Annotated in this window: 27 protein-coding genes and 1 tRNA gene; 15 read left to right on the plus strand and 13 right to left on the minus strand. The window is 61.0% G+C overall.

Annotated features, from left to right (window positions below; translation table 11 throughout):
* Positions 1 to 7: 7 nt before the first annotated feature.
* Positions 8 to 322, minus strand: coding sequence for a pyrimidine/purine nucleoside phosphorylase (gene ppnP, locus TSACC_RS16760; protein ID WP_075080368.1), 315 nt, complete (start codon positions 320 to 322; stop codon positions 8 to 10).
* Between the two features lie 43 nt (positions 323 to 365).
* Positions 366 to 437: transfer RNA gene (locus tag TSACC_RS16765), tRNA-Thr, on the minus strand.
* A 279-nt stretch (positions 438 to 716) separates the two neighbouring features.
* Between TSACC_RS16765 and TSACC_RS16770 the strand changes: the two genes are divergently transcribed.
* On the plus strand, positions 717 to 1,241 hold the full coding sequence (locus tag TSACC_RS16770) for a hypothetical protein (protein WP_075080369.1): 525 nt from the start codon (positions 717 to 719) through the stop codon (positions 1,239 to 1,241).
* 26 nt (positions 1,242 to 1,267) lie between these two features.
* Here the strand turns inward: TSACC_RS16770 and TSACC_RS16775 are convergent, their stop codons facing one another.
* The 4 genes from TSACC_RS16775 to hemL all read right to left on the minus strand — a co-directional run bounded on the left by TSACC_RS16775 (position 1,268) and on the right by hemL (position 5,120).
* Positions 1,268 to 1,963 carry a type II secretion system protein gene (locus TSACC_RS16775; protein ID WP_075080370.1) on the minus strand — a complete coding sequence of 232 codons (696 nt, stop codon included), beginning with the start codon at positions 1,961 to 1,963 and terminating at the stop codon, positions 1,268 to 1,270.
* Positions 1,964 to 2,211: 248 nt separating this feature from the next.
* Positions 2,212 to 3,180: a tRNA preQ1(34) S-adenosylmethionine ribosyltransferase-isomerase QueA gene (gene queA, locus TSACC_RS16780; RefSeq protein ID WP_075080371.1), complete on the minus strand. Its 969-nt coding sequence runs from the start codon at positions 3,178 to 3,180 to the stop codon at positions 2,212 to 2,214.
* Positions 3,181 to 3,211: 31 nt separating this feature from the next.
* A complete protein-coding gene (locus TSACC_RS16785) occupies positions 3,212 to 3,784 on the minus strand; it encodes a sigma-70 family RNA polymerase sigma factor (RefSeq protein WP_075080372.1) in 573 nt (190 codons plus the stop codon).
* 52 nt (positions 3,785 to 3,836) lie between these two features.
* Positions 3,837 to 5,120: a glutamate-1-semialdehyde 2,1-aminomutase gene (gene hemL, locus TSACC_RS16790; RefSeq protein ID WP_075080373.1), complete on the minus strand. Its 1,284-nt coding sequence runs from the start codon at positions 5,118 to 5,120 to the stop codon at positions 3,837 to 3,839.
* A gap of 121 nt (positions 5,121 to 5,241) precedes the next feature.
* On the opposite strand from hemL, the gene TSACC_RS16795 reads away from it, so the two are divergent.
* Genes TSACC_RS16795 through TSACC_RS16805 form a run of 3 tightly spaced genes read left to right on the plus strand, consistent with a single transcriptional unit; the run spans position 5,242 to position 6,208 of the window.
* Positions 5,242 to 5,622: a VOC family protein gene (locus TSACC_RS16795; protein ID WP_075080374.1), complete on the plus strand. Its 381-nt coding sequence runs from the start codon at positions 5,242 to 5,244 to the stop codon at positions 5,620 to 5,622.
* Positions 5,623 to 5,646: 24 nt separating this feature from the next.
* The gene (locus tag TSACC_RS16800; protein ID WP_075080375.1) at positions 5,647 to 5,925 is read left to right on the plus strand and encodes a BrnT family toxin; all 279 of its coding nucleotides are present in this window, start codon (positions 5,647 to 5,649) and stop codon (positions 5,923 to 5,925) included.
* Positions 5,926 to 5,929: 4 nt separating this feature from the next.
* Complete coding sequence (locus tag TSACC_RS16805; protein ID WP_075080376.1) at positions 5,930 to 6,208, plus strand: CopG family antitoxin; 279 nt, start codon at positions 5,930 to 5,932, stop codon at positions 6,206 to 6,208.
* 295 nt (positions 6,209 to 6,503) lie between these two features.
* Here the strand turns inward: TSACC_RS16805 and murQ are convergent, their stop codons facing one another.
* Complete coding sequence (gene murQ, locus TSACC_RS16810; protein ID WP_084400555.1) at positions 6,504 to 8,258, minus strand: N-acetylmuramic acid 6-phosphate etherase; 1,755 nt, start codon at positions 8,256 to 8,258, stop codon at positions 6,504 to 6,506.
* Between the two features lie 21 nt (positions 8,259 to 8,279).
* On the opposite strand from murQ, the gene TSACC_RS16815 reads away from it, so the two are divergent.
* From TSACC_RS16815 to TSACC_RS16845, 7 genes are all read left to right on the plus strand, one after another.
* The gene (locus TSACC_RS16815; protein WP_075080377.1) at positions 8,280 to 8,672 is read left to right on the plus strand and encodes a VanZ family protein; all 393 of its coding nucleotides are present in this window, start codon (positions 8,280 to 8,282) and stop codon (positions 8,670 to 8,672) included.
* Entirely contained in the window at positions 8,653 to 10,671 is a 2,019-nt protein-coding gene (ligA, locus tag TSACC_RS16820; RefSeq protein ID WP_075080378.1) for an NAD-dependent DNA ligase LigA, read from the plus strand. Before TSACC_RS16815 ends, ligA begins: the two co-directional genes overlap by 20 nt.
* A 58-nt stretch (positions 10,672 to 10,729) precedes the next feature.
* The gene (locus TSACC_RS16825) at positions 10,730 to 11,917 is read left to right on the plus strand and encodes an aspartate aminotransferase family protein (protein ID WP_084400634.1); all 1,188 of its coding nucleotides are present in this window, start codon (positions 10,730 to 10,732) and stop codon (positions 11,915 to 11,917) included.
* A 67-nt stretch (positions 11,918 to 11,984) separates the two neighbouring features.
* The gene (argF, locus tag TSACC_RS16830; protein ID WP_075080380.1) at positions 11,985 to 12,881 is read left to right on the plus strand and encodes an ornithine carbamoyltransferase; all 897 of its coding nucleotides are present in this window, start codon (positions 11,985 to 11,987) and stop codon (positions 12,879 to 12,881) included.
* A gap of 35 nt (positions 12,882 to 12,916) precedes the next feature.
* Positions 12,917 to 14,524 (plus strand): CHASE4 domain-containing protein, encoded by a 1,608-nt coding sequence (locus TSACC_RS16835; protein WP_075080381.1) that lies wholly within the window; start codon positions 12,917 to 12,919, stop codon positions 14,522 to 14,524.
* A complete protein-coding gene (locus TSACC_RS21935) occupies positions 14,517 to 16,304 on the plus strand; it encodes a GAF domain-containing hybrid sensor histidine kinase/response regulator (protein ID WP_075080382.1) in 1,788 nt (595 codons plus the stop codon). Before TSACC_RS16835 ends, TSACC_RS21935 begins: the two co-directional genes overlap by 8 nt.
* 161 nt (positions 16,305 to 16,465) lie before the next feature.
* A complete protein-coding gene (locus TSACC_RS16845; protein ID WP_075080794.1) occupies positions 16,466 to 18,541 on the plus strand; it encodes a sodium-translocating pyrophosphatase in 2,076 nt (691 codons plus the stop codon).
* 47 nt (positions 18,542 to 18,588) lie between these two features.
* Here TSACC_RS16845 and TSACC_RS16850 read toward each other — a convergent pair whose 3' ends face one another.
* The 5 genes from TSACC_RS16850 to TSACC_RS16870 form a co-directional block, all read right to left on the minus strand.
* Positions 18,589 to 18,939, minus strand: a complete 351-nt coding sequence (locus TSACC_RS16850; protein WP_075080383.1) for a hypothetical protein — start codon at positions 18,937 to 18,939, stop codon at positions 18,589 to 18,591.
* A gap of 195 nt (positions 18,940 to 19,134) precedes the next feature.
* Positions 19,135 to 20,763, minus strand: coding sequence for a monocarboxylic acid transporter (locus TSACC_RS16855; protein ID WP_075080384.1), 1,629 nt, complete (start codon positions 20,761 to 20,763; stop codon positions 19,135 to 19,137).
* Positions 20,764 to 20,802: 39 nt separating this feature from the next.
* Entirely contained in the window at positions 20,803 to 21,222 is a 420-nt protein-coding gene (locus TSACC_RS22225; RefSeq protein WP_202815988.1) for a DUF485 domain-containing protein, read from the minus strand.
* A gap of 25 nt (positions 21,223 to 21,247) precedes the next feature.
* Positions 21,248 to 22,378: an alanine racemase gene (gene alr, locus TSACC_RS16865; protein ID WP_169809685.1), complete on the minus strand. Its 1,131-nt coding sequence runs from the start codon at positions 22,376 to 22,378 to the stop codon at positions 21,248 to 21,250.
* 31 nt (positions 22,379 to 22,409) lie between these two features.
* On the minus strand, positions 22,410 to 23,291 hold the full coding sequence (locus TSACC_RS16870; protein ID WP_075080385.1) for a 3-methyladenine DNA glycosylase: 882 nt from the start codon (positions 23,289 to 23,291) through the stop codon (positions 22,410 to 22,412).
* 91 nt (positions 23,292 to 23,382) lie between these two features.
* On the opposite strand from TSACC_RS16870, the gene TSACC_RS16875 reads away from it, so the two are divergent.
* The 3 genes from TSACC_RS16875 to TSACC_RS16885 are packed head-to-tail and all read left to right on the plus strand — an operon-like array spanning position 23,383 to position 24,312.
* Positions 23,383 to 23,781 carry a hypothetical protein gene (locus tag TSACC_RS16875; RefSeq protein WP_075080386.1) on the plus strand — a complete coding sequence of 133 codons (399 nt, stop codon included), beginning with the start codon at positions 23,383 to 23,385 and terminating at the stop codon, positions 23,779 to 23,781.
* The gene (locus TSACC_RS16880) at positions 23,778 to 24,083 is read left to right on the plus strand and encodes a hypothetical protein (RefSeq protein WP_075080387.1); all 306 of its coding nucleotides are present in this window, start codon (positions 23,778 to 23,780) and stop codon (positions 24,081 to 24,083) included. The genes TSACC_RS16875 and TSACC_RS16880 overlap by 4 nt, the downstream gene beginning before the upstream one ends.
* A gap of 10 nt (positions 24,084 to 24,093) precedes the next feature.
* Complete coding sequence (locus TSACC_RS16885; RefSeq protein ID WP_075080388.1) at positions 24,094 to 24,312, plus strand: hypothetical protein; 219 nt, start codon at positions 24,094 to 24,096, stop codon at positions 24,310 to 24,312.
* Positions 24,313 to 24,324: 12 nt separating this feature from the next.
* Here the strand turns inward: TSACC_RS16885 and TSACC_RS16890 are convergent, their stop codons facing one another.
* Positions 24,325 to 24,582, minus strand: a complete 258-nt coding sequence (locus TSACC_RS16890; RefSeq protein ID WP_237763987.1) for a DUF167 domain-containing protein — start codon at positions 24,580 to 24,582, stop codon at positions 24,325 to 24,327.
* Positions 24,583 to 24,780: 198 nt separating this feature from the next.
* Here TSACC_RS16890 and TSACC_RS16895 point away from each other — a divergent pair, with 198 nt between their 5' ends.
* The gene (locus TSACC_RS16895; protein WP_075080390.1) at positions 24,781 to 26,139 is read left to right on the plus strand and encodes an Nramp family divalent metal transporter; all 1,359 of its coding nucleotides are present in this window, start codon (positions 24,781 to 24,783) and stop codon (positions 26,137 to 26,139) included.
* Position 26,140: the final 1 nt, after the last annotated feature.

A 26,140-nucleotide genomic window follows, 5' to 3' on the forward strand; every position in this document is an offset into this window, starting at 1 on the left:
CGCCTCCTTATTTCAGGTACGAGCAGACGTATTGGCAAAGCCCCTTCGTCACCGCGATGGTGAATCCCGAGTTTGCCGCCACGTCAAATTCCTCGCCCGCCGAGAACGTCTTGTACTCCGTCGTCCCGTCGAACATCACATTGCACGCCCCGTCGGTGATCTTCATGTTCTCCGCCGCCTCGGTGCCGAAGTGATACGACCCCTCCCGGATGATCCCGAGCGTCTTGCGCTCGCCATCGGGGAAAATGATCGCATGCGACACCACGCCGCCATCGAAGTACACATTGGCCTTGGCCACCGCCGTCACGGGAGAAAATTCCATATCCCATCAACCCTGCCCCGAGCCATTCCGGGGAGCAAGAAAAAGCCGGCACTCGGGATCGAACCGAGGACCGACGGTTTACAAAACCGTTGCTCTACCGCTGAGCTATGCCGGCAAAAGAGGGCAGAAGATGGCACGTTTTTTCTCCGGCGGCAAGGGATTCCAACCAAGGTCCGGCGTTGATATCCTGTGATGCCAAATCACGGCCACGAACCGAATCAAGTGCGGAGTGACTCATGGAAGCTTTCCGCAGGACGAGTTTTCGTACGTCCAGAATTTCCACCCACCGATCATCGGCACGACAAGCCCATAATCAGCTCTCCATAAACTGCTAAGGAATTTTTCCAAGGAGTGGCACGACGGCTGCGACATCCGGTTCATCCAACATATTTTTATGGAAACCGAAACTCTGTCCGAATCGAGCTACACCTCCGTCATCAATGCCCCCATTGAAAAAATCGACCTTGCAGACTGGCTCTTCAGCTTACCGGATGCCGAGTATCAGCGCTGCTCGCCTGCCCATATCGCAGCGGGGACTTCGCGTACTGAAGATGGCAAGCGCATGTCGCTCAATGTCGAGTGCATAGGCGGCAGCATAGTCGTGCAGCATTATGTCGAGGACATCGCCGAGCCGCACCATTGCCGCGTGATCTCACTTTCCGATGTATTTTCGCCAAACGGTCGTACCAAGGTAAAGGTCACGTGGGAGTTGTCGGTTAAGAAAATCGATACGGAAACATGCGAGTTCACGAATCATGTCCATGGAGACGCCACGCCGGAGTTCCATGCCTTCCTGGATTCACATGGTCTGCCTTACGAGTCCGCCCAGCAGGCCCGCCAACTCGCTTCAGCCGCGCACAATCGCATCGAAACGCCATTGTTCGCGAAGAGCATCGAGAATCACGCCCTTCGACGCTGAATAATCCGGGTCAGGAACTAAGTGGCTTACGGATCGAAGTATGTATACCCCGTTCCGTCTTCCTTCACGCCTTCGTAGCGGACGGTCATGCGGGTGGGGTCGAAGGCTTTGAAGCCAGCCACGTGTCCATCGGCGAAGAGAATCTGAACGACCTTTCCGCCAGAACTGCGGAAGGCAGGATTGTTGTCGCCATAGTCGTCCTTGTCAGCGTCGTTGTCGGCGAAGTACCCATGACCCCCGACCTCCCCGCCGAGGACATGCATCGCCGGGCGCTGGATACGGTTGAGATTCATGGGAGCGAAGACCACCTCGCCCGAGCTTGATTCCTTTGAGGCGGCATATCCGGCCGCGAAGCTACCGAGGAAAAAGCTGTTGGTATGAAACGCGCAAACCGGGGCGCTAAAGACCTTGCGGGTACCGACGGAATCGGCGGTGACCTCCTCAAAGCCGATGTAGGAGTCGAGCTGCTGCTGCCAGGCGAGCGGATCGCCGTCGCGGGTACTTTGATACGGCACTGTGCCATGTGCGGCAGGAAGAAGCTGCTGGTGATCGGAGGCGTAACTCAGGAGCGCCGCACCGATCTGACGGAGATTGGCCACGACCTTGCCTTCGTTGCCACGGGCGAGAATTCCCTGCATCGCAGGCATGAGCAGCACGGCGAGGATGCCGATGATCGCCACCACGATGAGCAGCTCGACCAAGGTAAAGGCTCGGGTTTTCATGAAGGAAGAGCGTATTGATTTCTTTCGCCCCGAAATTGGCAAGCAATCGCCGCTCGCTCCTCGACAAAATTCTCCCCGGTCCATGGCAATTCCTGTCGGAAATGGCTCGTCCCAAGCCGTCAATACGAAGCGAATCGCCAAGAGACTGGCCGGCTCTCCCAGCTACACCGAATTCCGACATACGCACCCGTACGGCATGGTGAGACGCCAGCGGGATGGGCATTCATCACCTCGGGTGAACCCGAGGGCTACACGACAAGCATGCAATCGCCGTAACTGAAGAACCGATAACGCTCCCGCACCGCCTCCTCGTAGGCTCGGCGAATAAGGTCGGTTCCGGCCAGGGCGGAGACGAGCATGATAAGGGTGGACTTTGGGAGGTGAAAATTCGTCAGAAGCGCTCCGACATGTTTGAAGTGATACCCCGGGTGAATGAATATCGCGGTCGATCCGGAGTGGGGCTGAATCGGCCCGGCGGGCTGGCTCTCGAGCACGCGCGAGGCGGTGGTGCCAATGGCGACGATCCGTTTCGCAGCATTGATGGCCTGCGCGGCCTCGGGCGAGATACTGTAGCGTTCCTCGTGCATCACGTGATCAGCCACGCGGTCGACCTTCACCGGCAGGAACGTGCCGATGCCGACATGCAGGGTGAGAAAGGCGTGGGGCAGCGTGGAAAGAAGCTCGGGGGTGAAATGCAAGCCTGCAGTGGGAGCGGCGACGGACCCCGGCTCGTCAGCAAAGACCGTCTGGTAGCGCACGTCATCCTCGGCATCCGCCTCGCGCCGGAAATAGGGCGGAATGGGCATCGCGCCATGTGTCTGGAGATCGGGCGGGGAGGCAAACTCCACGACGCGCTCGCCATCGGGCAGGATATCGCGCACGGTGGCCACCGTACCGGCAATCTCCATGGACATGCCGATACGCAGGCGGCGACCGGGTTTGCCCAGGCACTTCCAGGCGGAGGAGTCAACTGGCTCCAGAAGCAGCAATTCCGTGCGCTGGTCAGGCGTGCGCAGGCGGGCCTTGATCACGCGCGAATCATTGAGCACCACGAGGTCCCCCGGCGCGAGGTAGGAGGGAAAGTCGCGGAAGGAACGGTGCGTGATCTCCCCGGTCGAGCGGTCGACCACCATCATGCGCGAGCCATCGCGGTCAGGCAGCGGGCGCGAGGCGATCAGCTCGGGCGGGAGGTCAAAGTCAAAGTCGGATACCAGCATGGAACGAGCGCGGGAGCTTGGCGTCGGACGCTCAAAGAGTCGAGCCGATCATCTTGCGCAGGCGCATCATGCCGCGCCGGATGCGAGCCTTCACCGTACCGACAGGCTCCTGCAGCCGGGTGGCGATCTCCTGCTGGGTGAGACCGCCAAAGTACGCCATCTCGATGGCCTCCCGCTGGTCGCGGTTCAGCTTCAGCACGGCGTTGCGTATGAGCTCACCCTTTTCGCTGGTGTCGAGATCCTCGAAAGGTTCACGCTGGGTGAGGAGATCGTCGGGAGCGGTCTCCCGCTGCACCTCGTCATGCAGACGGAAACGTCTTTGCAGGGAGCGCAGTCGGTCGATGGCCTTGTTCCGTGCCATGGTGATAGCCCAGGTGAGCGGCTTTCCACGTGCCGGATCATACATGGGAGCCTTTTCCCACAGCATGAAAAAAACCTCCTGGGCACAATCTTCCGCATCAGCGGGATCATTGAGGACATGCAGGACGGTCGAGTAAATGAGGCCGGAGAACCGATCATAAAATGCCTCGAAACTCGCTCGGTCCCCCATGCCGATCTTGCGAATCATCTCCTCGATCTCGGCTATGTCAGATTCCGGGCTCATCGCGCCGTTATTCTAGGCCTCGGGAGCCCGTTTTGTCATGTCGATTTTGCGCCTAGATCCCGGCAACCGCGAGAGCCTCCACCATGACGCGGCGGGTTTCCTCGATGTCCTCCGGCGTATGTGCCAGTGAAAGGAATCCCGCCTCGAATTGCGAAGGGGCGAAGTAAACGCCACGATCCAGCGCCGCGTGGAAGAAGCGGGCAAACTTCTCACGATCAGCAAGTTTTGCCTCAGCGAGATTTCGCACCGGGCCGGGGTGAAAGTAGAGACAGAACATCGACCCGATACGCTGAAACGTGAGCGGCTTGCCTGCAATGGCCTCGCGCACGCCCTCCTCCATGAGGTTGCCGAGCCGCTCGAGTTCGCTCCACCCCCCGCGGGCGACGAGCTCGTTGAGCTGGGTGAGGCCCGCAGCCATGGCGACAGGATTGCCGGACAATGTTCCTGCCTGGTACACGGGTCCGTCAGGCGAAAGATGATCCATGATGTCCGCACGGCCGCCGAAGGCCCCCACGGGAAGGCCGCCGCCAATGATTTTTCCGAGTGTCGTCAGGTCGGGAACGATCCCGTAAATTTCCTGCGCTCCTCCAGGCGAAAGGCGGAAACCGGTCATCACCTCGTCAAAGATCAGCACCGTACCAGATTCGGTACAGAGCGAGCGTAGCAGCTCAAGGAAACCGGGTTCCGGCAGGTAAAGCCCCGCATTGGCTGGAACGGGCTCAAGGATTACCGCGGCGATCTCGCCCTTGTTGGCAGCAAAGGCCTGTCGCACGGCTGCCGGGTCATTGAAAGGAACGGTAATCGTCAGATCGGCAAAGGCGGACGGGATGCCCGCACTATCCGGCGTACCGTGGGTCAGCGCTCCGCTGCCCGCCTTGACCAGGAGAGAGTCGACATGCCCATGGTAGCACCCCTCGAACTTGATCACCTTGTCGCGCTTCGTAAATCCGCGTGCGAGCCGCACCGCGCTCATGGTCGCCTCTGTCCCACTGTTGACCATGCGGACCTTCTCGATCGAGGGCACGAGATCCTTGATCGTTCTGGCCATCTCGACCTCGTAGGGATTGGGAATGCCAAAGCTGAGCCCGCGCGAGGCGGCACCACAGACAGCGGCGATGACGGAATCCGGCGCATGGCCGAGGATCGCCGGCCCCCAGGTCCCAACGTAATCGATCAACTCCTCGCCATCGACGGTGAGGATGTGTGATCCCTCCGCCTCCGCGACAAAGAATGGCTCCCCCCCCACGCCTCGAAACGCCCGCACCGGGGAATTTACCCCCCCCGGGATGTGCCGTAGCGCCTCGGTGAACAACTCGTGGGAATTCTGAGTGACCATGCGCGATGAATACGCAGCTTTTCCCCACGGGGGTACAAAAAACTGTCTCCCTCCGGCGCATCCCCGGCAACCGTACGGAAATCTGCTTCGACACGGTCGGAAAACCGGTTACACTCCCCCCATGGTGAAACGACTGCTGCACACGCGCTATCGCGTGAGCGACCTCGAGAAGACGGTGCATTTCTACAAAGACGTCCTCGGGCTGGAAGAAACCCGGCGCTCCCAGAGTGGGCGAGGCTCGCAACTCGTTTTCTTCAAGGCTCCCGGCAGCGAGGAAGAGATCGAGATTTGCAAATACGACGCCAGCGGTCCTGTGCAGGTCGGTCCCGACCTCACCCATCTCGCTTTTGAGGTGGAGGACATGGATGCCTTTGCCAAACACGCCTCCGCCCTGGGTTACCCGCTGAGCGACGGCCCCCACACCACATCGAGCGGTTCCGTCATCGCCTTTGTCGACGCCCCCGAGGGGTATGAAGTCGAGCTGATCCAGCACGCCAAGTAGATTTTCACCCCCCAAGACACCGCAATGGAGTTCGACTGGATCAATGCCCCCGCCGACCTCGGGGATCTTACCCCCCGTGAGGTTGAAGAAACTTTCGAGGACCCCTTCAGCATCCGGCTTCTGCCGGAGTTGGATGATTCCAGCGATGCGCGTTATTTCATCCTGGGCCGCGCGGTTTCGGGAAAACTGCTTTTCACCGTCTTCTGGACCGATGGCAAACGCTATCGCATCATCCAGTCGCGCATCATGACCGAAGCCGAAGCAGGCTTCTACGAGCGTAAAAACGCGGAACTGAATAACTGACATCATGAGGGTTCTCAGCAAATGGAGCGACGTTCCGACTTTTTCGGACGAGCGGGAAGAAGCGGAGTTTTGGAAAGAGACGTCCCTCGATCTGAGGCTCATGAATGCCTCGATGCTCAAAACGGACAACCGCGACTCCACGACGATCACCCTGCGGTTTGACCCCCGCATGCTCGCTCGCATCAAGCGTCTCGCTCGCTCGCGGTATCTCAATTACCAGAGCATGATCAAACAATGGCTCAGCGAACGCTTGGAGAAAGAACTCAAGGACCTCGAGTCCTGAGGACATAAAAAAAGCCAGTTTCGCTGAAAACTGGCGTGTGCGTAACAGGCCGGAAAATCCTCCAGCATCGTTTCCTTTTCCTCTCCTCTTGGCACCCTGTCCACCTTTGCCAAAAGGAGAAGAATAAAGAGAAACGAACAGCCCGGTCGTTTTGATTACCCTTGCCGGTGGTATCCCCCCTTACCATTCGGCTCCCTCGACCGGGCTGTTCTGTTGAGAGAAGTATAGCAGAGACCGTGCCAACTCTGAAAATACGGCAGCTTGGGGAGGAAATTTGGGTGGCTGGAGTCCCGCTTCAGGGGGAAATGTGGCTTTTTGTACGCAAGATGGCCTCTCGAATGTCCCAATTCGTGCAGCTCAGAAGGTCGAGGGCTTGCTCGAAGTCGATTTTCGCACAGTCCGCCACGATCTGAGCTGCACGGCGGCGAAGCTTCTCATTGGTCGGCTTCAAACAGGACATAGAATTCCCGTCCACCCTTCCCAGGCGCACCATCACACAGGTGGAAAGGATATTCAGGGCGACCTTCGTGGCGGTGCCTGCCTTGAGACGGGTCGAGCCGGTGATGATTTCCGGCCCGGTAGGCAGATCGATCTCGACATCGGCATGCCCGACGGCACGGTCCCTCCGGGGATTGCAGGTGAGAAATATCGTGCCCGCTCCGAGACGCCTCGCCTCGGCCAGAGCGCCTAATACGTAGGGAGTGCGACCGCTTGCCGTGATCCCGCAGACCACATCGGAATCCCGCACTCCGCGATCCCTCAATGCAAGTGCTCCGGCCTCGCGGGAATCTTCCGCGCTTTCTGAACTCCGCATCACTGCCGCCACGCCTCCAGCGAGGACTCCCTGCACCAGTTCCGGCTCAACGCCAAAGGTCGGCGGCATTTCACTCGCATCGAGCAGCCCGAGCCGACCGCTCGTACCAGCTCCGATGTAAAACAACCTCCCACCGGCTTGAAGCGAGGCGGTCAGGAGATCCACCGCAATGGCGAGTTCCGGCACACAGTGGCGGACGGCCTCCTCAACGGCCCGCTCCTCCGTGGCAAAAAGCTCCACGAGTTTTCGCGTGGGGAGGAGACCAAGATCCGCCGAACGCGGGTTGGGCTGCTCGGTTACCGCCTGGGCCACCTCGGATTCCGCGACGGTCTGGACGCGGACGGGGTCTGGCATGTGCCCCGCCGCGAGATAGACGGATCCCATGCTTCCCGGTGTCGTGCAGACATCGATATCGGCGGTAGGCCAAGCCTTGCGAAACTCTTGCTCGAACAGGTCTCTGTATATTGGCTGGCCAGTAAAAACCCCTCCTTGCAGGCGCACCACCGGAGAGTGAAACTCCAACCTCCGCGCCACGCTGCCGGCCAGTCGTGCCAGTGCCGCCGCGCCCCGCCGCAAGATGCGCGCTACCGAAAACTCTTCCGCATGGCGGAAGACGACCGGCGTGATCCGTGCGAGGTCACTCTTGTGCGCGGCCTGCGCCCATACGGTGAGTTCTGCCAGCGTATTGATACCGAGAAGCTGAAGCGTCTCGGCAGCCAGCGGGGTGATTTCCCTCGCGGTATCGTAGTCGTACAGGATACGTCGGAGGGCATTGATGGCGATGTCGTACCCGCCGCCCGAGTCTCCCAGGAGATGCCCCCAGCCGCCCGCCCGATCCTCGATCCCGCCAGCGCGCCCAGTTACCGCCGAACCCGTACCCGCGATCACAGCGATGCCATCGTGATCCTGAAAGGCGGCGGCAAAACCGGACTCCCGGTCACTCCCGACCCGCACTGTCGCATGCGGCCAGACGGAATCCGCCACCTCGCGCAAAACCTCGCGATCGCGCTCCGTCGCACATCCGGCCAGAAATACCCCCACCCGGCTCGCGTCCGCCGGCATCACAGAGAGAAGATGCCGGAGCTCCTCCAGGCTCAGGAGCCTCAGGCTGCCCGGACCGAGTACGCCTTCGGTGATCGAAACGAGCGACTCGTTTTCTTTCTCACAGAGAATCCACCGGGTTTTTGTCGCGCCGCCCTCGATTCCGAGGATTAAATTCTTGGAAAACGCGCCCACGCCGTAAATGTATCTGCGAAGTTGAAGGCTGACCTTAAATTTTTTCGTATCATCGTCTCCTGGCTCGGCGTCCTGCTATGGTGCGTAACTCTCTGGATTCTCTCCTCCATCCCGGGGGGAAAGCTGCCGGAGGTTGACGTCCCCAACATCGATAAGTTTGTCCACTTCGGCTACTTCATGGCTGGCGCGGCACTACTGGCCAATGCCTTTCATCAGTCGACCGCTTTGTCCGGACGGAAGCTCTTTCTCGTTGTCGTCGCGACGGTGATGCTGGTCGGCGCGGCAGATGAGATCCACCAACTCTTCACACCCAACCGCTCAGGCAGCGATTTCGGTGACTGGATCGCTGACGTCACGGGTGGCGTCGCCGGGGCACTCATCGTAGGATGGTTTTATGGCCGACGCCGCAAGTAATCCCCACGACCGCATCCGTCATCTCCGGGCCGAGCTCGCCCGCCACAATGAGCTTTACTACGCCAAGGCCGCCCCGGAGATTTCCGACCAGGAGTTTGACCGCCTCCTCCGTGAACTGGCCGATCTCGAGGAGGCGCACCCGGAGCTGGCCGATCCCGATTCCCCCACCCGACGCGTCGGCGGCGGACCACTTGAGGCCTTCACCCAGGTCCAGCATCTCGTCCGCATGCAGAGCCTCGACAATACGTACGACGAGACCGAGGTGGCGGAGTTCGTCGCGAGGCTGAACAAACTGCTGCCGGAAACCGAAATCCCGCTCACAGTGGAAGCCAAGGTCGATGGCGTCGCCATTTCCCTGCTCTACGAGAATGGCCGTCTCGCCCGCGCTGCCACGCGAGGCGATGGCGTGGCCGGAGATGACGTGACGGAAAACATCCGCACCATCAAATCCGTGCCGCATGTGCTGAGAGGTTCTGCCCCGGCGCGTATCGAGATTCGCGGCGAAGTCTATCTTCCCAAGGCGCAGTTTGCCCGCATCAACGAAGAGCGCGACGAGCAGGGGTTACCCGCCTTTGCCAATCCGCGCAATGCTGCGGCCGGTTCACTCAAGCAGCTCGACTCGCGCATCGTGGCAAAACGTGGGCTGGAGGCCATCTTCTATGGTTTCGGCGCATACGAGGGCGAGATGCCGTCCACCCAGCAGGATTTCTTCCAACAGCTTGGCGCCTGGGGCGTTCCCGCCTCCGAGTGGGTGCGCCGCACCGTGACGGTCGAGGAAACCCTCGCCGCCATCCGCGATCTCGGCACGGTCCGCCATGATTTTACGTACGAGACCGACGGCGCGGTGCTGAAGGTCGACGTCCTCGCCCAGCGCGAGCAACTCGGCTCCACCTCAAAGGCTCCCCGCTGGGCCATCGCCTACAAGTACGAGCCAGAGCGCGCCCGCACCAGGCTGCACGCCATCACCATCCAGGTGGGCCGCACCGGAGTGCTCACGCCCGTGGCTGAACTCGAGCCTGTGTTTGTCAGCGGCAGCACGGTCAGCCGGGCCACTCTGCACAATGAAGAGGAGGTTCATCGCAAGGACATCCGCGTCGGAGACTGGGTGCTTATCGAAAAAGCGGGTGAGGTCATTCCCGCCGTGGTCGAGGTACTGAAAACCGAGCGTACCGGGAAGGAAGAGCCCTTTCAGATGCCGGACCACTGCCCATCCTGCGGCGGCACTGTGCTTCGCGAGGAAGGACAGGTCGCCGTACGCTGTACGAACCCCTCCTGCGACGCGCAGCTCCGCCGCCGCCTCGAACACTACGCCCACCGGGGCGCGATGGATATCGAGGGCCTGGGCGAGAGCATGGTCGACCAGCTCATTTCCTCCAATCTGGTGTCTGGCATCACCGATATATACTCTCTCACCGCCGACCAGCTCCTCGGCCTCGAGCGAATGGGGGAAAAAAGCGCGTCCAATCTCCTCGCGGGCATCGACGCCAGCCGCAACCGCCCGCTGTGGCGGCTGCTCTTCGGCCTCGGCATCCTGCACGTCGGCGCCGCCGCCGCTCGCAAGCTGGCCGATCGCTTCCGCACCATGGAGGCACTGGCTACCGCAACGGAGGAGGAGTTGAAGGCGACCGAGGATGTCGGCGAGGTCATGGCACGCAGCATTCACCAGTGGTTCCGCAACCCCAAGGTGGTCGAGCTGCTTGAGAGCCTCAAGGCCGCCGGATTGAACTACGGCGAACGTGACGAGCATGGCGGGTCGGGCGATGGAAAATTCAAGGGGACCACGTGGGTCATCACCGGCACCCTCAGTTCACCCCGCGATGAGATTGCCGAGATAATCCGCCAGAATGGGGGCACGGTTTCCGGCAGTGTAAGCAAGAAGACCACCTATCTGCTCGCGGGTGAGGAGGCCGGCAGCAAACTCGAGAAAGCCCGCAAACTCGGCGTGAAGGAAGTCACCGAGGCCGAGTTCCGCAAGCTCCTTGAGGTGAGCGCGGAATAACCCGCAAAAACCGGCTTGGAGTTTCCCGCGCGACATGGGAAATCTTGCCGTCCAAATCATGAGCACTCTCTCCGATCTCTATAGCGAATTCGTCATGCCCACGTACGGCCGTTTCGATCTCGAGATCGCGCGAGGAGCCGGTTCGCGGGTGTGGGACTTCGATGGGAAGGAGTACCTCGACTATGGCGCGGGCATCGCGGTGTGTTCGCTCGGTCATGCTCATCCCGAGATCACGGAAACGATCGCGAAACAGGCCGCCACGCTCATTCACACGTCAAATCTTTACAAGACCCAGCCGCAGGCGCTCCTGGCGCAGCGGCTCGTCGGCATCACCGGTCCGGGCAAGGTTTTCTTCGGCAACAGCGGCGCGGAGGCTAATGAAGGCCTCATCAAGCTCACGCGGAAATTTGGCAGTGAGACGGGACGATACGAGATCCTGACTTTTCTTGGTTCCTTCCATGGTCGCACCATGGCGGGCATCTCCGCGACCGGGCAGGAAAAGGTGAAGAAGGGCTTCGCTCCACTGCTCGAGGGTTTTCAGCATCTGCCGTTTGGCGATATCAAGGCCGTGAAAGCCGCCATCGGACCCAAGACGGCGGGCATCCTGCTGGAGCCCGTCCAGGGCGAGGGAGGCATTCACATTGCCGCTGCGGACTTCCTACGCCAGCTCCGGCAGCTTGCCGATGAGCACAACCTGCTCCTGCTTTTTGACGAAATCCAATGTGGTCTCGGCCGCACGGGCGAATGGTGTGGCTGGCGGTCTCTCGCTCCCGACATCCAGCCCGATGGTGTGAGCTGGGCCAAGGGCATCGCCAATGGCGTGCCGCTCGGAGCCTTCTGGGCGTCGTCGAATCGCGGACTCTGCGATCTGCTGGGACCCGGCACCCATGGCACGACCTATGGGGGCAATCCGCTCGTGAGCGCCGTCGGTAACAAGGTGCTCGAGATCATCGAACGCGACAATCTCCTGGACAACGCCAAGGCTCGTGGCGCACAGCTTCGCGACGGCCTGCTGGCCGCAAACCACCCTTCGATCGACACGGTGCGCGCCCTCGGTCTCATGCTCGGCATCGAGCTTGTCCCTGGGATCACCGCCATCGACACGGTAAAGGCGCTCATGGCTGGGGGGCTGCTGACCATCCCGGCCGGTGAGAAGGTCGTGAGGCTGTTGCCTCCGCTCAATGTTACGCCGGAGGACACCGCCGAGTCGCTCGACCGCATCCTGAAAAACCTCCCGAAGGCCTAGGCGACGGGAGTTTTTCGGGACAGGTTCTCTTGTAGACAGGAAACCTGTTTTCCCTTACATCTCCCCGGTGAAACACCTCCTCTCCATCGAGTCGCTTTCCCGCGCGGAAATCGAACAAATCGTCGACCTGACGCATGAGATGAAGGCATCACGCGGCCAACATTCCTCCAAGCCGCTGCAGGGAGAATGCTGGGCCCTGATGTTTTCCAAATCGTCCACACGCACCCGCGTAAGCTTCGAAGTCGGCATCCGGGAACTGGGTGGCGACGTGATCTTTCTCGCAGCCGACGACATTCAGTTGGGCCGCGGCGAACCGATTCGCGACACAGCCCGCGTGATGGGACGCATGCTCCATGGCGCAGTGATACGTACCTTTGCCCAGACTGACGTCGAGGATTTCGCCTCGTATGGTCGCATCCCGACCGTAAATGCCCTCACCGACGAAGAGCATCCCTGCCAGATCCTTACCGATCTTTTCACGATCAAGGAACTCCGTGGTTCGCTCGACAATCTCGTCGTTACCTTCATCGGCGATGGAGACTGCAATGTCTCGCGCTCCTGGATCTGGGCGGCCGCCCGGCTCGGTTTTGAGTTGAGAATTGCCTCGCCCGAGAAATTCCAGCCACCGGCTGAACTCGTCGCCCGCTCGGGCGGCAAGATCACCGTCACCGAGGACGTCATCGGAGCTTCAGCCGGTTCCGACGTACTCTACACCGACGTCTGGGTGAGCATGGGCAAGGAGGAGGAGGCTGCCTTCCGTCTCGCTCAATTTCAAAGCTATCAGATCAATGACGAGACGCTGAAGGTCGCTCCCAATGCCCTTGTCATGCACTGCCTTCCCGCATATCGGGGCAAGGAAATCACCGAGGCCGCCTTTGAGCGTCACGCCGACACGATCTTCCGAGAGGCAGAGAACAGGCTCCATACCCAGAAGACGATCCTGTCCCTTCTCAAGCAAAGCTAAGGATTCATGAAGAACGAAACGGAGCAGCTCGACGTATGTTAACGCGACGCGGCTCCCTTCGTTTTCGTATCGGATTGATCGTGGGAGGGGCCATGCTTCTCTTCGCCGGCGTCTTTCTGGTCCTTAGTTCGTGGATCCTGACGGATTACTTTGGCCGGGTGCAGAACAACTTCACCCGCGAGCATCTCACGCAGTTTGCCACCGTCCTCAACCGCGAGGCAAAGTCCAAGCTGCGGCTCGTCCGTGACTACGCGCAGTGGGACGAGGCGTATAACTACATGAGGGGGCAGTCCCCTGGGTTCCTGGAGGAGAACTTTCTGCCCGAGGTCAACACCTCCGGCCAGGATCTCATCCTGTTCTTCGATCCATCGAAAAGGCTCCACAGCTTCGTATGCCCCTTCAATGCCCCGCAGGTCGAGGAAATGCCCGAGGGGGTCAATATCCAGCAGATTGCCAGCAGCAGGCTGCTCGCCACCCAGCCGAGAGCCAGCCTGATCGAAACTCCCGCCGGTCTCATGCTGCTGGCTGCCAGCCCGATCACCCGCTCCAACCCCTCCTCTGGAGAGTCCGCCGGGTGGCTCGTCTTTGGCCTCTTCCTCACACCGCCACGACTCTCCGAGATGGCCCAGGTCGCAGGCATCTCCAACTCAGGTCACCCCTTCCCAAAGGAAATGGGCGCATCCGATCAGATCCGCTCCCAGATCCTGACCGACATTCTCGGCCCGGTGACGATTTCCTTCCCATCCGTTTTCGCCAATCCAAAAATCGACGAGGGCATCGATGGCTCCATCAACTTTCGGCCGCTCTCGGATGACGGCGAGATGCTCATCTCGATCAAGGACTCGGCAACCATCTACCTCAATGCGATGGAGAGGAAAAACTGGGTGCTCATACTCTCCGCCGCCGGGATCATCGCCATCGTCGGCATCGGCTTCATCGTGATCGACTTTTTTGTCACCCGGCCCATTTCTCAACTCGATACCGCGATGCAAAAGATGTCGTCGGCCCCGGCGGCCATCTCGCGCATCGAGGATTCGCGCGACGATGAGATCGGCCGTCTGGCCGCCTCGGCAAATTCGCTCCTGGGTACAGCTCTCATGGAGCGACGCGACGCCATCCGCCAACGCGAACTGCTAGCCAGCATCCTCGACAGCGCCTTTGAGTCCATCCTCGCCTTCCATACCGTGCGAGACGCCGATTCGCGCATCGTGAACCTCGAGCTTGCTGTAATGAACCACTCCGCCGAGCGACTCTTCAGCATCTCAGCCGCCGATGGACGGGGCAAATACCTGACCGACCTCTTTCCCAATCTCGCCAATCCGGCGGTCTTCGATCGCTTCCGCCATGCCATCGACTCCCATATGCCCCTCACCTTTGAGCAATCGGCGGGAGCACTCCAACCCTCCGGCTGGTATCACTTTTCCGCCACTCCGTGGGAAGAGGGTCTGGTGATTACGATCAACGACATCACCGAGCGCAAGCAACGCGAGCAGGAGCTCGCCAAGACCTACGCCGAGATGGATCGTTTCAATGCCGCCATGGTCGGACGCGAGGAACGAATCATCGCCATCAAAAAGGAAGTGAACGACCTGCGCGGCCAGTTGAACCTTCCGCCGACATACAATGTGGAAGCCTATGAGTGAATCCGACTCCAGGGCCATGGACCAGGCCGAGGTCCTGCGCGCCGTCACCGAGGCGCTCTCCACTCTCCTCCAGCCGGGCGACCTTGAGGCATCCATGCAGCGCGCCCTGGAGATCATCGGCCGTGCCGTGGAGGCGGACCGCATGTATATCTTCGAGATCCACTCATCCCGAGCTTCGGATGAACTGCTGATGAGCCAACGGCACGAGTGGACGGCCGCAGGCGTGTCGAAGGAACTCGAGAATGCCGCGATGCAAAACCTCCCCTTCGGCAAATTCCAGGGAATGCTCGAAAGCCTACAGGCTGGCAACGCGTATGCACGCATCCGACGGCTTTTTTCCGAGGCTCAGCACGCCATCCTCGATCCTCAGGGCATTCTTTCCTTTGTCGTGATGCCCATCATGTTGAAGAACGAGTTGTGGGGCTTCGTCGGTTTCGATGACTGCAAGACCGAACGGACCTGGAGCGACGCCGACCTCGAAAACCTGCGGGCTGCCGCCGCCGGACTCGGCGGAGCGATCGTCCGCCAGCAGATGGAGCGTTCCTTCCGCCGTCAGACCGAGGAGCTCCGCCGCCACCAACGCGTCGCCCTCAGCCTGGCCGAGGACGCCCGCCTGGCTGAGCAGGCTGCCGCCAAGGCGAGCGCAGCCAAGAGCACCTTTCTCGCCATGATGAGCCATGAGATCCGCACTCCGCTCAACGGCGTCATCGGTTTTACCGACCTCCTCCTCGCCGAGGGCCTGCCCAACCACCAGGCCGAACTCGCGGAGTCCATCAAGACCTGCGGCGAAACACTCCTCAGCCTCATCAGTGATATCCTCGATATCTCCAAGATCGAGTCCGGTCGCCTTGACCTCAACTACGAGGCCACCGATGTCGCCGCCTGCACGCGCTCCGTCGTGGCATCCTTCGAACCCCTTCTCAGCACCCGCAACATCCACCTTGCCTGCAATGTCGCAGCCGAACTGCCGCAATGGCTTCACATCGACCAGAGCAGGTATTGCCAGATCCTCTTCAACCTCATCGGCAATGCGGCAAAATTCACCCGACAGGGTCACGTCTCCGTGGACCTCTGGACCGAACGGCATCTGGACCACATGTATCTCTGTGGCAGGGTGGCCGACTCTGGCGTCGGCATATCACCCGACGACCTGGAGAATGTCTTCGAGCCCTTTCAGCAAGGGGACGGCGCGCGCAAGCATGCCGTGGGCGGTACCGGGCTGGGCCTTGCCATCTGCCGTCGGCTTGTCGAGTCCATGGGTGGGCAGATTTCCGCGCAAAGCACGCTGGGAGTCGGCTCGACCTTCTCCTTCTCCATCGCCACCCGGCCTGCACAGGCACCAGCCGCCAAGCCGCTCCCGGAGCCTTCTTTTGGCCGCGATAGCAACCAGATGCGTATTTTGGTCGTGGATGACGTGCCGGTGAATCTCAAGCTCTCGTGCCGCCTCCTCGACAGGCTAGGATTCCAGGCCGACACGGCCTCAAACGGCGCGGAGGCCCTGTCGATGATCGCCGCTGGCGATTATGATGTGGTGTTCATGGATATCCTCATGCCGGAGATGGATGGATACGAAACGGCTCATCGCATCCGCCAGCAGCAGGCACAGAATTCCCGCCAGCCATGGATCGTGGCTCTCACAGCGCATGCCCTCGTCGAGAATCGCCATGCCTGCATCGAAGCCGGGATGGATGATTTCCTCACCAAGCCCCTGCGGGTATCCGACATGCAGGCCGCCATCGAGCGATGGCGCACCGGCGAGCGCGGGCTGGAAGCTCCATAGGAGAGCCCGGCTGGTCTGTTTCCTGATTGCGGCACTTTCCCCGTAAACTCCCGTTCCGAACCTCCGGAAACGCATTGCTTCCGCACGCCGTTGGGAGTTAAATTTTCCACCCCCCACTCCTCCACAATACCGTGAATTCGGCATTCCTCACCCAGCAGGGCATGGGAATCGCATTGACTGCCGCCATCCTCGGCCTGGTCGTTGCTGCGATCCTTATTGCAAAAATCCTCCGCTCACCCGCCGGCAACGACCGCATGCAGGCCATCGCCAAAGCCATCCAGGAAGGAGCAAGGGCATACCTGAACCGGCAGATCACCACGATCTGCATGATTTCGGTCGTGCTCTTCGTCCTCCTCGCCATCCTGCGCGACATGTCGACCGCACTTGGATTCCTCCTCGGCGCTGCATGCTCGCTGGCGGCGGGCTACATCGGGATGCGTATCGCCGTGCTGGCCAATGTACGCACCGCTCAAGGGGCCATTACGAGTCGACAGAAGGCGCTGCAGGCGGCTTTCAACGGCGGCGCGGTGACGGGTCTTCTCGTCGTTGCTCTCGCTCTACTTTCCGTCGGCATCTTCTGGTTCGTCATGTCGCGGATCAACCCGCAGGGTGCGATCGCCAGCCTGATTGGAGTGGCGCTCGGCGCTTCGCTCATCTCGGTCTTTGCCCGCCTCGGCGGCGGCATCTACACCAAGGCCGCCGACGTCGGCGCCGACCTCGTGGGCAAGGTGGAATCGAACCTCGAAGAGGATGATCCGCGCAATCCCGCCACCATCGCAGACAACGTGGGTGACAATGTCGGCGACTGCGCGGGCATGGCGGCGGACGTTTTTGAAACCTACGCCGTTTCGCTCATCGGCACGATTCTGGTGGGCGCGCTCACGATTGGCTTCGGCGCTCCCGTTGTCTTTCCGTTCCTGCTCGGGGCCGTGGCTCTCGTCGCCTCGATCATCGGCATCATTTACGTGAATGTGTCAAAGTCGAAGCCTGGCAATGCCCTCATGGGCGGAGTACTTGTCAGCGCGGTTCTTGCCGCCATTGGATTCTGGCCGCTCACCCATGCCCTCTTCCCAGATGGCATCAAGGTCGACGACGTTCTCACGGGCAAGGCCGCAGCCTACTCCGCAACCGGCATTTACCTTGCCACGCTCATCGGCCTGCTCATGACCGGAGCCTCTGTCATTATCACCAACTACTACACATCGACCGAATACTCGCCCGTGCGCAAAATCGCCCGGGCCAGCGAGACCGGGCACGCGACGAATATCATCGCTGGCATCGGAGTCGGGCTTCATGCCACGGCCCTTCCCGTGATCTGTATCGGCGCGGCCATCTGGCTCAGCTACTCCTCGGCAGGACTTTACGGCATCGCTGTCGCAGTCATGGCCATGCTCGCGATGTCGGGCATCATTATCTCGCTCGACGCGTTTGGCCCCATCACGGATAACGCAGGAGGCATCGCCGTCATGAGTGGACTCCCGCATGAAGTCCGCGACGTGACCGACGAGCTCGACGCGGTAGGCAATACCATGAAGGCCGTCACCAAGGGCTACGCCATCGCCAGCGCGGGCCTCGCCGCGGTAGTGCTCTTTGGGTCCTACTTCGTCGACCTGAAGCACCACCTCGAGGCCAATGCCGCGACGATGCATCTCGATCCTGCGGTGATCAATGAGATGCTTTCCTTCTCGCTGCGCGATCCGCAGATCATCATCGGTCTCTTCATCGGCGGTCTGCTCCCGTATCTCTTCTCCGCCTTCAGCATGAACGCCGTTGGCCGCGCTGCTGGAGCCGTGGTGCAGGAGGTGCGCAACCAGCTCGCCCGACGTCCGGGCATTCTCAAGGGCGAGGACGTGCCGGAGTACGGCGCCTGCGTCGACATTGTCACCCGCGCCGCGCTCAAGGAAATGATCGTCCCGGCCCTGCTGCCCGTCCTCGCGGTCATAGCAGTAGCCGCCGTACCCGGCGGCATGAAGATCCTCGGCGGTGTCCTCGTGGGCAGCATCGTTACCGGCCTCTTCATGGGCATCTCGATGACCTCCTCGGGAGGAGCCTGGGACAACGCGAAGAAATACATTGAGGAAGGCCACCACGGCGGCAAGGGCTCCGAGGCGCACAAAGCCGCCGTCACCGGCGACACCGTCGGCGACCCTTACAAGGACACCAGCGGCCCGGCCATCAACCCGATGATCAAGGTGGTCAACATCATGGCCATCCTCGTCATCCCGATCTTTTTCTAGGAAGTGATGCGCGGAAGCTTGTCCGCGCATTCAACTCCGGTCCGGGACTACTTCCAGCGAGTCTCGGGCTGGAGGTTGATCTCCTCCGGCTTGATGTCAAAACCGCAGCTGCGCAGGAGGTAATCGACACCCTCCTTGGTATCCATCGTCTCCCGCAGGCTGCGGGCGAAAATCTCGATGTATTCCTTGTAGCTGTCGAGAGCGAGTCGGCCCTCGGCGAAGTGCTTGGCGAGCTGGTCGTCGTGGTTCTCGATCAGGGCGATCAGGGCGCGGCGCAGGCGCTGGCGCATCGCGGGATCGACGACCACGCGGAACGGACTGGCGGTAGGATCCTGGGGGGTCCTGTCACTGGCGACATCAAAGGTATACGGCGTCAGGGTGTTTTCCGATTCGTTCATGGCTTGTGCGTTGGATCGCGCGCACTCTGTCGGAACCCCCCCGCAAAGTCGCGCACTTTATCAACGCAAACGCACCCCGGCCCGGTCGTGCGAAGTTTTCAGAAGACCCAATGCCTTCCGGCGTAGGGCGTTCCGGGAAGAAAAAATAAACCCGCCGCCCGGTGAGAGCGGCGGGTCTATACGGGAGAGATCGTATCAGTGCGAAACCGCCTTCTCGGCGCCGAGACCGGTATTCGCACGCACTTCCATCTCGGTGAAGCGAGCCTCGGCTGCCGGTTCGCGCGAGCACAGAGTGGCGATGATTGCGGCGAGGAAGCCGAGCGGAATGCTCACGATACCCGGGTTTTTCAGCGGGAAGAGCGGGGTGGCGTTGATGAGTCCCTTGCCGTCGAGCGACATGACGCTCGGGCTGATGATGATAAGGACGATGCTGGCCACGAGGCCGACGGCGAGGCCGGTCACCGCGCCTGCCGTATTGAAGCGCCGCCAGAAGATCGACAGTACGATCACGGGGAGATTTGCACTCGCCGCCACTGCAAAGGCGAGGCCGACGAGGAACGCGACGTTTACCGTCTGGAGCTTGATCGCGAGGAAGATCGCGATCGCGCCGACGACGAAGGCCGTGATGCGGGCGACGAGGACTTCCTCGCCCGGCTTGGTCTCTTTGCCGTGATGCAGCACGTTGGAGTAAAAATCATGGGCGAAGGATGTGCTCGCGCTGATCGTGAGGCCCGCCACCACCGCGAGGATCGTCGCGAATGCCACCGCGCTGATGAAGGCGAAGAACACCTCGCCGCCCAGGAAATGCGCCAGCAGCGGGGCCGCCATGTTGTCGGTCGGCTTGCCGCCCACCACGATGTTCTCCGGCGTGAGAATCGTCGCCGCGCCAAAGCCGAGGAAGGTGGTCATGATGTAAAACGCGCCGATGATCAGCATCGCCCACACGACCGACACGCGCGCTGTCTTGGCATCCGGCACGGTATAGAAGCGGATGAGAATATGCGGCAACCCCGCCGTACCGCCGATGAGGGCGAGGCCGAGCGAAATGAGGTCGAGCGGACCCCAGGGATTCACCGCCGCGCCGTAGACGAGGCCGGGCTGCAGGAAGTCTTTCGTCACCACGGTGCCATCCGCCGATTTCACCGGGACATGCGAGATGGCATCAAAGAACTTCGAGATGTCGAAGTTGAAATGCTTCAGCACCAGCACGCTCAGAAAGAGCGTGCCGCACATGAGCAGCACCGCCTTGATGATCTGCACCCAGGTCGTCGCCAGCATACCGCCAAAGACCACGTACACGATCATCAGCACGCCGACACCGGCTACCGCCACCTCGTAGGAAACGCCAGGCAGGAGAAGTTTAACCAGCGCACCCGCGCCGACCATCTGGGCGATCATATAAAAGGTCGAGACGGTCAGCGTGCTGAGCGAGGCCAGCGCACGCACGGGACGCGGGGAGAGTCGATATGCCAGCACGTCGGCCATGGTGTACTTGCCTGCATTGCGCAGGGGTTCCGCCACGATGAGGAGCACCGTGAGGTAGGCGACGAGGAAGCCGACAGAGTACATGAAACCGTCGTATCCCTTGAAGGCGATCATCCCGGCGATGCCGAGAAAGCTCGCCGCGCTCATGTAGTCACCGGCAACGGCGAGGCCGTTTTGCCAGCCCGTGATGCGCCGCCCGGCGGCGAAGTAACCAGCTGACCCCGACGACTTGCGGGCGCTGAAGTACGTGATGACGAGCGTGGCCGCGACAAAGGCCATGAACATGAAGAGAGCGGTATGACTCTGCTGAGCCACCGCCAGAAGCAATGTGGAGGACATGGTGTGGAGAAAGTGGGGGAGGAGTGATGCGAGACCTGATTACTTGCGAAACTTCGCCAGCAGCGCCGCCGCCTGCTTGTCCCAGCCCGCAGCCGCAGCCACGTAAAGGAACGCGACGACCCAGGCCATGATGAACTGCGAGAAAGCAAAGACGTACGCCCAGTTCAGGCCGCCAAATGCCTCTTTGGTCATCAGATTGGGGAACCAGCCCACCAGAATGGGAAGGGCAAGGTAATACGCCAGGAAGAACACGGTCGCCGGCACGATGAAGCGGGCCTTGGAGGCGAGGAGACTCTTGAAATCCGGGTCAGCCGCGATGGCATCCCAGTCGGCCATGGCCTTTTCCTCGTCGGCGGTGCGTTCATGGGCGGGGACGGTGTCCCGGCCGAGTGGAGCAATATCCGTCGGAGCCGCAGACTCCGGGGTCAGGTCGCGATTGTGGGGGTCGCTTGGGGGCATGGTGGGGGAACTTAGGCAGGTTTTCTTACACTGTCGAGCCTGTGTCGGAATCGTAATAAAAGTACGATCCGCGCGGCTTCAAGCCGGTAAAAATGTGCCATGAGATCGTTCCCGCCTTGTCGGCCAGCTCCCGGGCGAGGATTTCCTCCCCGCCTTGACGACCGATCAGCACCGTCTCGTCGCCCACCCGGGCGTCGGGCACATCGGTGACGTCGACGAGGATCTGGTCCATCGTCACCCGGCCAAGCACCAGACAGCGCTTGCCATGAACCAGCACCGCCGCATCGTGGCCGGAAACCTGTCGCGGAAACCCATCGGCATAGCCGACCGGCACCGTGGCGATACGCATCTGGTGCGGTGTAAAAAAGGTGCGCCCATAGCTCACGCTGCGGCCTGCCGGGACATCGCGCACGAGCACGAGCCGGGCCTTCCAGCTCAGAGCGGGCTGGATTTGCGGCTGGTAGATATCCGGGTAACACGACCCGTAAAGCACGAGTCCCGCCCGCACGTAATCCGGCGCAAACCCTGCGAACTCAAAGATGCCCGCGCTGTTGAGGGCGTGGAACTTCGCCCGCGGCGCGATGGCCTTGATTTCCGCCGCGAGCCGCCCGAACCCCTCCAGCTCCTCCCGCGTAAAGTCCGCATCCTCATCCGGCGCGGGGAGATGGGTCGAAATATGAAACGCGCCAAGATTGGGGAGCTTCACGATCTGGCGCACAACCTCCGCGGCGTCCTCGTGCCAGCAGCCCATACGCCCCATGCCGGTATCGACCTTGAGATTGAGCGCACAGGACCGGGTCCCCGCCAACCCAGCAACGGCAGACGCTTCCTCAGCGCTGGAAACGGAAACGATGTACCCGGCATCCACCGCCGCCTGCCGTTCATCGGGCAGGCAGGGGCCGAGGAGCAGGATATCCCGCCCAAGGCCGAGCGCCGCAAGTTCGTCCGCCTCATGCACATTGGCCACGGCAAAAAGATCGATTTGATCCACTATTGCCGGTGCGACCCGCGTAATACCGTGCCCGTAAGCGTCGGCTTTAACCACGGCGATGATCCCTGCCGTCGAGCCGATTCGCGCGCGAATGGCCTTCAGATTATGCCGGAAGGCGGCGAGATCGATTTGAACCCAGGTACGAAGGTTCGAAGGAATGGACACCTGACTAGATGACACCCACGACGGAAGGATTTCAACCAACTTCCACCCCGGGCGCGATGAGTTCCTGGCACAGAGCGATCAAATTTTCCCGCAAGGGAGCAGCCCGTCGGCTGAAATCCCGTTGCCGCGATTCGTACTCCGCGCGCCCCTCCGGCGTCTCCACTCGGACCGGCTCATACCCGAGCTCTCGCAGGTCGTATGGGCTGGCCTGCATGTCGAGGGTGCGAATGTCCCGCGCCAGTTCGAAGCAATCGGCCACCAGCTCCGAGGACGAAAAGGGCGCGAGTTTGAAGGCCCATTTGTACAGGTCCATGTTGGCGTGGAGGCAGCCGGGCTGCTCAAAATCGATCGTCGTCTCGCGCGTGAGCGAGTGCTTGTTCAGCGGCACGGCCTCCGTGGTGAAAAACCGGAAGGCGTCGTAGTGCGTGCAGCGCAGCCCGAGCGACTCCACCGCCGAGGCCAGTTCGTCGCCCGAAACCCGCAGCGGCCAGGAGTGGCGCGTCTCTTGGGTCCGGTACACCATCGCCCACTCGTGCAATCCGAAACACCCGAAGACCGCCGGGCGATTCGCCGCTGCCATGAGAAACCCGGCGAGCCAGCGCGGGAAGGTCCGCCGTTTTTCCGGCAACTCCGCCGGATCAACCATCACCCCATCGCCCTCTCGCCGATACCCGGTGATGGCGAGATATTCCTCGCAACCTTCGCCCCTGAGCACGACCCCCAGCCCCGGATGCCAAAGCAGCAGCTTCGCGGGGCGGTTCGGGTAGTATTCGAAAAGGAAATCATCCACAGGGTGCTTCTGCTGCAATGACATGCGCCGCAGCCTCGGCTCGATCCATGGGCGCACCCGCGCCTCATGGTCGCGGCGCATCTGCCGCCACGCCGGGGCATTGAGGATGAGAGCGGATTTCATGGAGCGCCGATCTTAACCCACCGCGCGGGATTTGCCACCCGCTCCGCAATTCTTCTCGCACCCATCAACCGCCGGGCGCACACTTTCCCTCATGCGATTCCTCCGCATCCTCCCCGTTCTCACGCTGTTTTTCATCCTTCCCTGTGCCCTCGCCGAGTCCGATCTCTCTGGTACCTACTCGGGTGAACACGCCGTCAATAAAGACACCCTTCTTTGCGAAGTCACCATCACGGCAGAAGGCAAAGGCTACGCCATCTCCGGCTCGTATGCGCTGGAGTCCGGTCGTGGAGCGACTCCGAGCTTCGACGGTTCAGGCAAGGTCAATGAGCAAGGCACGCTCGTCGCCACCTTCACCGACTCTTTTGAAAACACCGGAACCGCGATGATTACGCCCACCGATGAGGGTGTCACCATTTCCATTCGCGTGACTGATGTAAAAGACCCTCGCTGCATCCCGCTCTACAAAGAGTGCACCCTGAAAAAGCAATGATGCCACGTCTCGCCCTACTTGCCGTCCTGGCGCTCTTGGTGGTCACACCTCTTTTCGCCGAGGTGACACTCGCTGGAGGAGACGGATCATCGTTCGAAAAAGCTATCCTCGTCCAGGGAGCAACCGAACCCACCGGTGTTGCGGCTGAGTACGCGTATCTAGACAAACACTACCCTGGATACGCCGTCACCAAGCAATCTTTACTTAACCACAAAGATCGTCTCTACGACGCGCTCGATTTCACCTGGGAGGGGAAGCCGCATCGCATCTATTTCGATATCACCGAGTTCTTTGGTAAATAATCGCATCCTTATGAGCACTTACGAGAAAGTCGTGATTGTCGTCATTCGCTTCGTCGCCGTCCTTTGGTTCGTCTACTCGCTTACGGCGTTCGCTTCGATGACATTGTCGGGACTCAACCAGTTGGGAATCCGGCTCACTCCCGTTTTCCTCATCTCCTTCCTCGCCCCGCTGGCACTCTATTTCGCAGCCCGACTCCTTGCCCGCATCATCACGGCAGGAGTGGATTAGCTGGAAATTCGCTTACTCCGCCAGCAGTCTGGCGCGGATCTCCGCCGCCGCCAGTCCGCTGACAAGCACCTGCTTTTCCCGACTCGACTGGCCCCGCAGCAGGCTCAACGCCGCGCTGGGGACGCCGAGTTTCTCCGCGAGGAACTTCAGCAGCCGGTCATTCGCCTTGCCATCGACCGGTGGCGCATTGAGCCGCACCTTCAGCGCGTCGCCATGCGTACCAGCGATCGCATCCTTGCTCGCGCGCGGCGCGGCATGCACGGCTATCACACATCCTTGCGAACTCTCTCGGAGCCAACTCATTGCACCCTCCACCCTACCCAGTCGGAGCCAAGGCGTCAGCAGGAATCCCGATTTTGTCTATTGACACATTATGCCAAAGAGAAGTAGCTAAACCTACAAAAGTGTATCACTGGCTACAAATAAAGGGACTCCATGGGAACTGGTAGCGGGCCGGAATCTCCAGATATGGCATGGCGGAGGGAAGCGGCGGCGGTGAGCCTGCCGGAGGTCCACCGCAGTATTTTCGTCCCGAACAAGGCGCCGTTCTGGCGCAAGATGATGGCCTTCGCCGGTCCGGGCTTCCTCGTGGCCGTGGGCTACATGGACCCGGGCAACTGGGCCACCGACCTCGCGGGCGGGTCCAAGTTTGGCTACACGCTGCTCAGCGTCATCCTCATATCCAATCTGATGGCCATCCTGCTGCAGCACCTATGCGTGAAGCTCGGCGTGGCTACAGGGCGCGATCTGGCCCAGGCCTGCCGCGATCATTATCCCACTCCCGTCGTGTGGGGTCTCTGGTTCCTCTGCGAACTCGCCATCGCAGCATGCGACCTCGCGGAGGTCATCGGCTCGGCCATCGGCCTCCAGCTCCTCTTTGGCATTCCGCTTGTCTGGGGCTGCATCATCACCTGTCTCGACGTGCTGGCCGTGCTGTATTTGCAAAACAAGGGCTTCCGCTACATCGAGGCGCTCGTGCTGACGCTTATCCTCACCATCGGAGGGTGCTTCGTGGCCGAGCTGTTCTTTGCCAAGCCCAGCCTCACCGGCGTGCTGCTAGGCTTCGTGCCGAGCACGGAGATCCTGAAGAACCAGGAAATGCTCTACGTCAGCATCGGCATCCTCGGCGCGACCGTCATGCCGCACAATCTGTACCTGCACTCCTCCATCGTGCAGACGCGCAACTTTGAGCGCACGAACGAGGGCAAGCGGGAGGCCGTCCGGTTTGCGACGATCGATTCCACCGCAGCGCTCATGTTTGCCCTCTTCATCAATGGCGGCATCCTGGTCCTGGCGGCGGCGGCGTTTCACTTCAACGGCCACAACGAGGTCGCGGAGATTCAGGACGCCTTCCAGCTCCTGAGCCCGACGCTGGGAGTCGGGGTCGCGAGCACGCTCTTCGCCGTGGCCCTGCTCGCTTCCGGACAGAACGCCACGCTCACCGGCACACTCGCCGGGCAGATCGTGATGGAGGGTCTCTTGAATTTCCGCCTGAAGCCCTGGCTGCGCCGCCTCATCACCCGCGCCATCGCCATCGTGCCGGCCGTCGTGGTGATCGGCATGTATGGCGAGAGCAGCACGACCTCGCTCCTCATCGCCAGCCAGGTCGTGCTCAGCATGCAACTCGGTTTCGCCGTGTGGCCGCTCATGCGCTTTACCGGGGAAAAGGCCAAGATGGGCGAGTTCGCCAATCCGCTCTGGATCAAGATCCTTGGCTGGTCGACCGCGATCATCATCATCGTGCTCAACCTGAAGCTGCTCTTCGACACCTTCGTGCCGGAATCCATCCGGCGTCCGTTCTACGCGTTCTTCGGACTCAGCATTTAAA

The sequence above is a fragment of the Terrimicrobium sacchariphilum genome (assembly GCF_001613545.1).
Taxonomy (GTDB): Bacteria; Verrucomicrobiota; Verrucomicrobiia; order Chthoniobacterales; family Terrimicrobiaceae; genus Terrimicrobium; species Terrimicrobium sacchariphilum.

Coding starts and splice junctions, on each gene's coding strand:
- TSACC_RS16800 (WP_075080375.1), top strand. CDS start 5,647: ATGGAGTTCGACTGGATCAATGCCCCCGCCGACCTCGGGGATCTTACC.
- TSACC_RS16880 (WP_075080387.1), top strand. CDS start 23,778: ATGATGCCACGTCTCGCCCTACTTGCCGTCCTGGCGCTCTTGGTGGTC.
- TSACC_RS16825 (WP_084400634.1), top strand. CDS start 10,730: ATGAGCACTCTCTCCGATCTCTATAGCGAATTCGTCATGCCCACGTAC.
- TSACC_RS21935 (WP_075080382.1), top strand. CDS start 14,517: ATGAGTGAATCCGACTCCAGGGCCATGGACCAGGCCGAGGTCCTGCGC.
- TSACC_RS16875 (WP_075080386.1), top strand. CDS start 23,383: ATGCGATTCCTCCGCATCCTCCCCGTTCTCACGCTGTTTTTCATCCTT.
- TSACC_RS16850 (WP_075080383.1), bottom strand. CDS start 18,939: ATGAACGAATCGGAAAACACCCTGACGCCGTATACCTTTGATGTCGCC.
- TSACC_RS16785 (WP_075080372.1), bottom strand. CDS start 3,784: ATGAGCCCGGAATCTGACATAGCCGAGATCGAGGAGATGATTCGCAAG.
- TSACC_RS22225 (WP_202815988.1), bottom strand. CDS start 21,222: ATGCCCCCAAGCGACCCCCACAATCGCGACCTGACCCCGGAGTCTGCG.
- TSACC_RS16895 (WP_075080390.1), top strand. CDS start 24,781: ATGGCATGGCGGAGGGAAGCGGCGGCGGTGAGCCTGCCGGAGGTCCAC.
- queA (WP_075080371.1), bottom strand. CDS start 3,180: ATGCTGGTATCCGACTTTGACTTTGACCTCCCGCCCGAGCTGATCGCC.
- TSACC_RS16885 (WP_075080388.1), top strand. CDS start 24,094: ATGAGCACTTACGAGAAAGTCGTGATTGTCGTCATTCGCTTCGTCGCC.
- TSACC_RS16770 (WP_075080369.1), top strand. CDS start 717: ATGGAAACCGAAACTCTGTCCGAATCGAGCTACACCTCCGTCATCAAT.
- TSACC_RS16805 (WP_075080376.1), top strand. CDS start 5,930: ATGAGGGTTCTCAGCAAATGGAGCGACGTTCCGACTTTTTCGGACGAG.
- TSACC_RS16795 (WP_075080374.1), top strand. CDS start 5,242: ATGGTGAAACGACTGCTGCACACGCGCTATCGCGTGAGCGACCTCGAG.
- TSACC_RS16845 (WP_075080794.1), top strand. CDS start 16,466: ATGGGAATCGCATTGACTGCCGCCATCCTCGGCCTGGTCGTTGCTGCG.
- TSACC_RS16870 (WP_075080385.1), bottom strand. CDS start 23,291: ATGAAATCCGCTCTCATCCTCAATGCCCCGGCGTGGCGGCAGATGCGC.
- TSACC_RS16855 (WP_075080384.1), bottom strand. CDS start 20,763: ATGTCCTCCACATTGCTTCTGGCGGTGGCTCAGCAGAGTCATACCGCT.
- ligA (WP_075080378.1), top strand. CDS start 8,653: ATGGCCGACGCCGCAAGTAATCCCCACGACCGCATCCGTCATCTCCGG.
- ppnP (WP_075080368.1), bottom strand. CDS start 322: ATGGAATTTTCTCCCGTGACGGCGGTGGCCAAGGCCAATGTGTACTTC.
- TSACC_RS16835 (WP_075080381.1), top strand. CDS start 12,917: ATGTTAACGCGACGCGGCTCCCTTCGTTTTCGTATCGGATTGATCGTG.
- hemL (WP_075080373.1), bottom strand. CDS start 5,120: ATGGTCACTCAGAATTCCCACGAGTTGTTCACCGAGGCGCTACGGCAC.
- TSACC_RS16775 (WP_075080370.1), bottom strand. CDS start 1,963: ATGAAAACCCGAGCCTTTACCTTGGTCGAGCTGCTCATCGTGGTGGCG.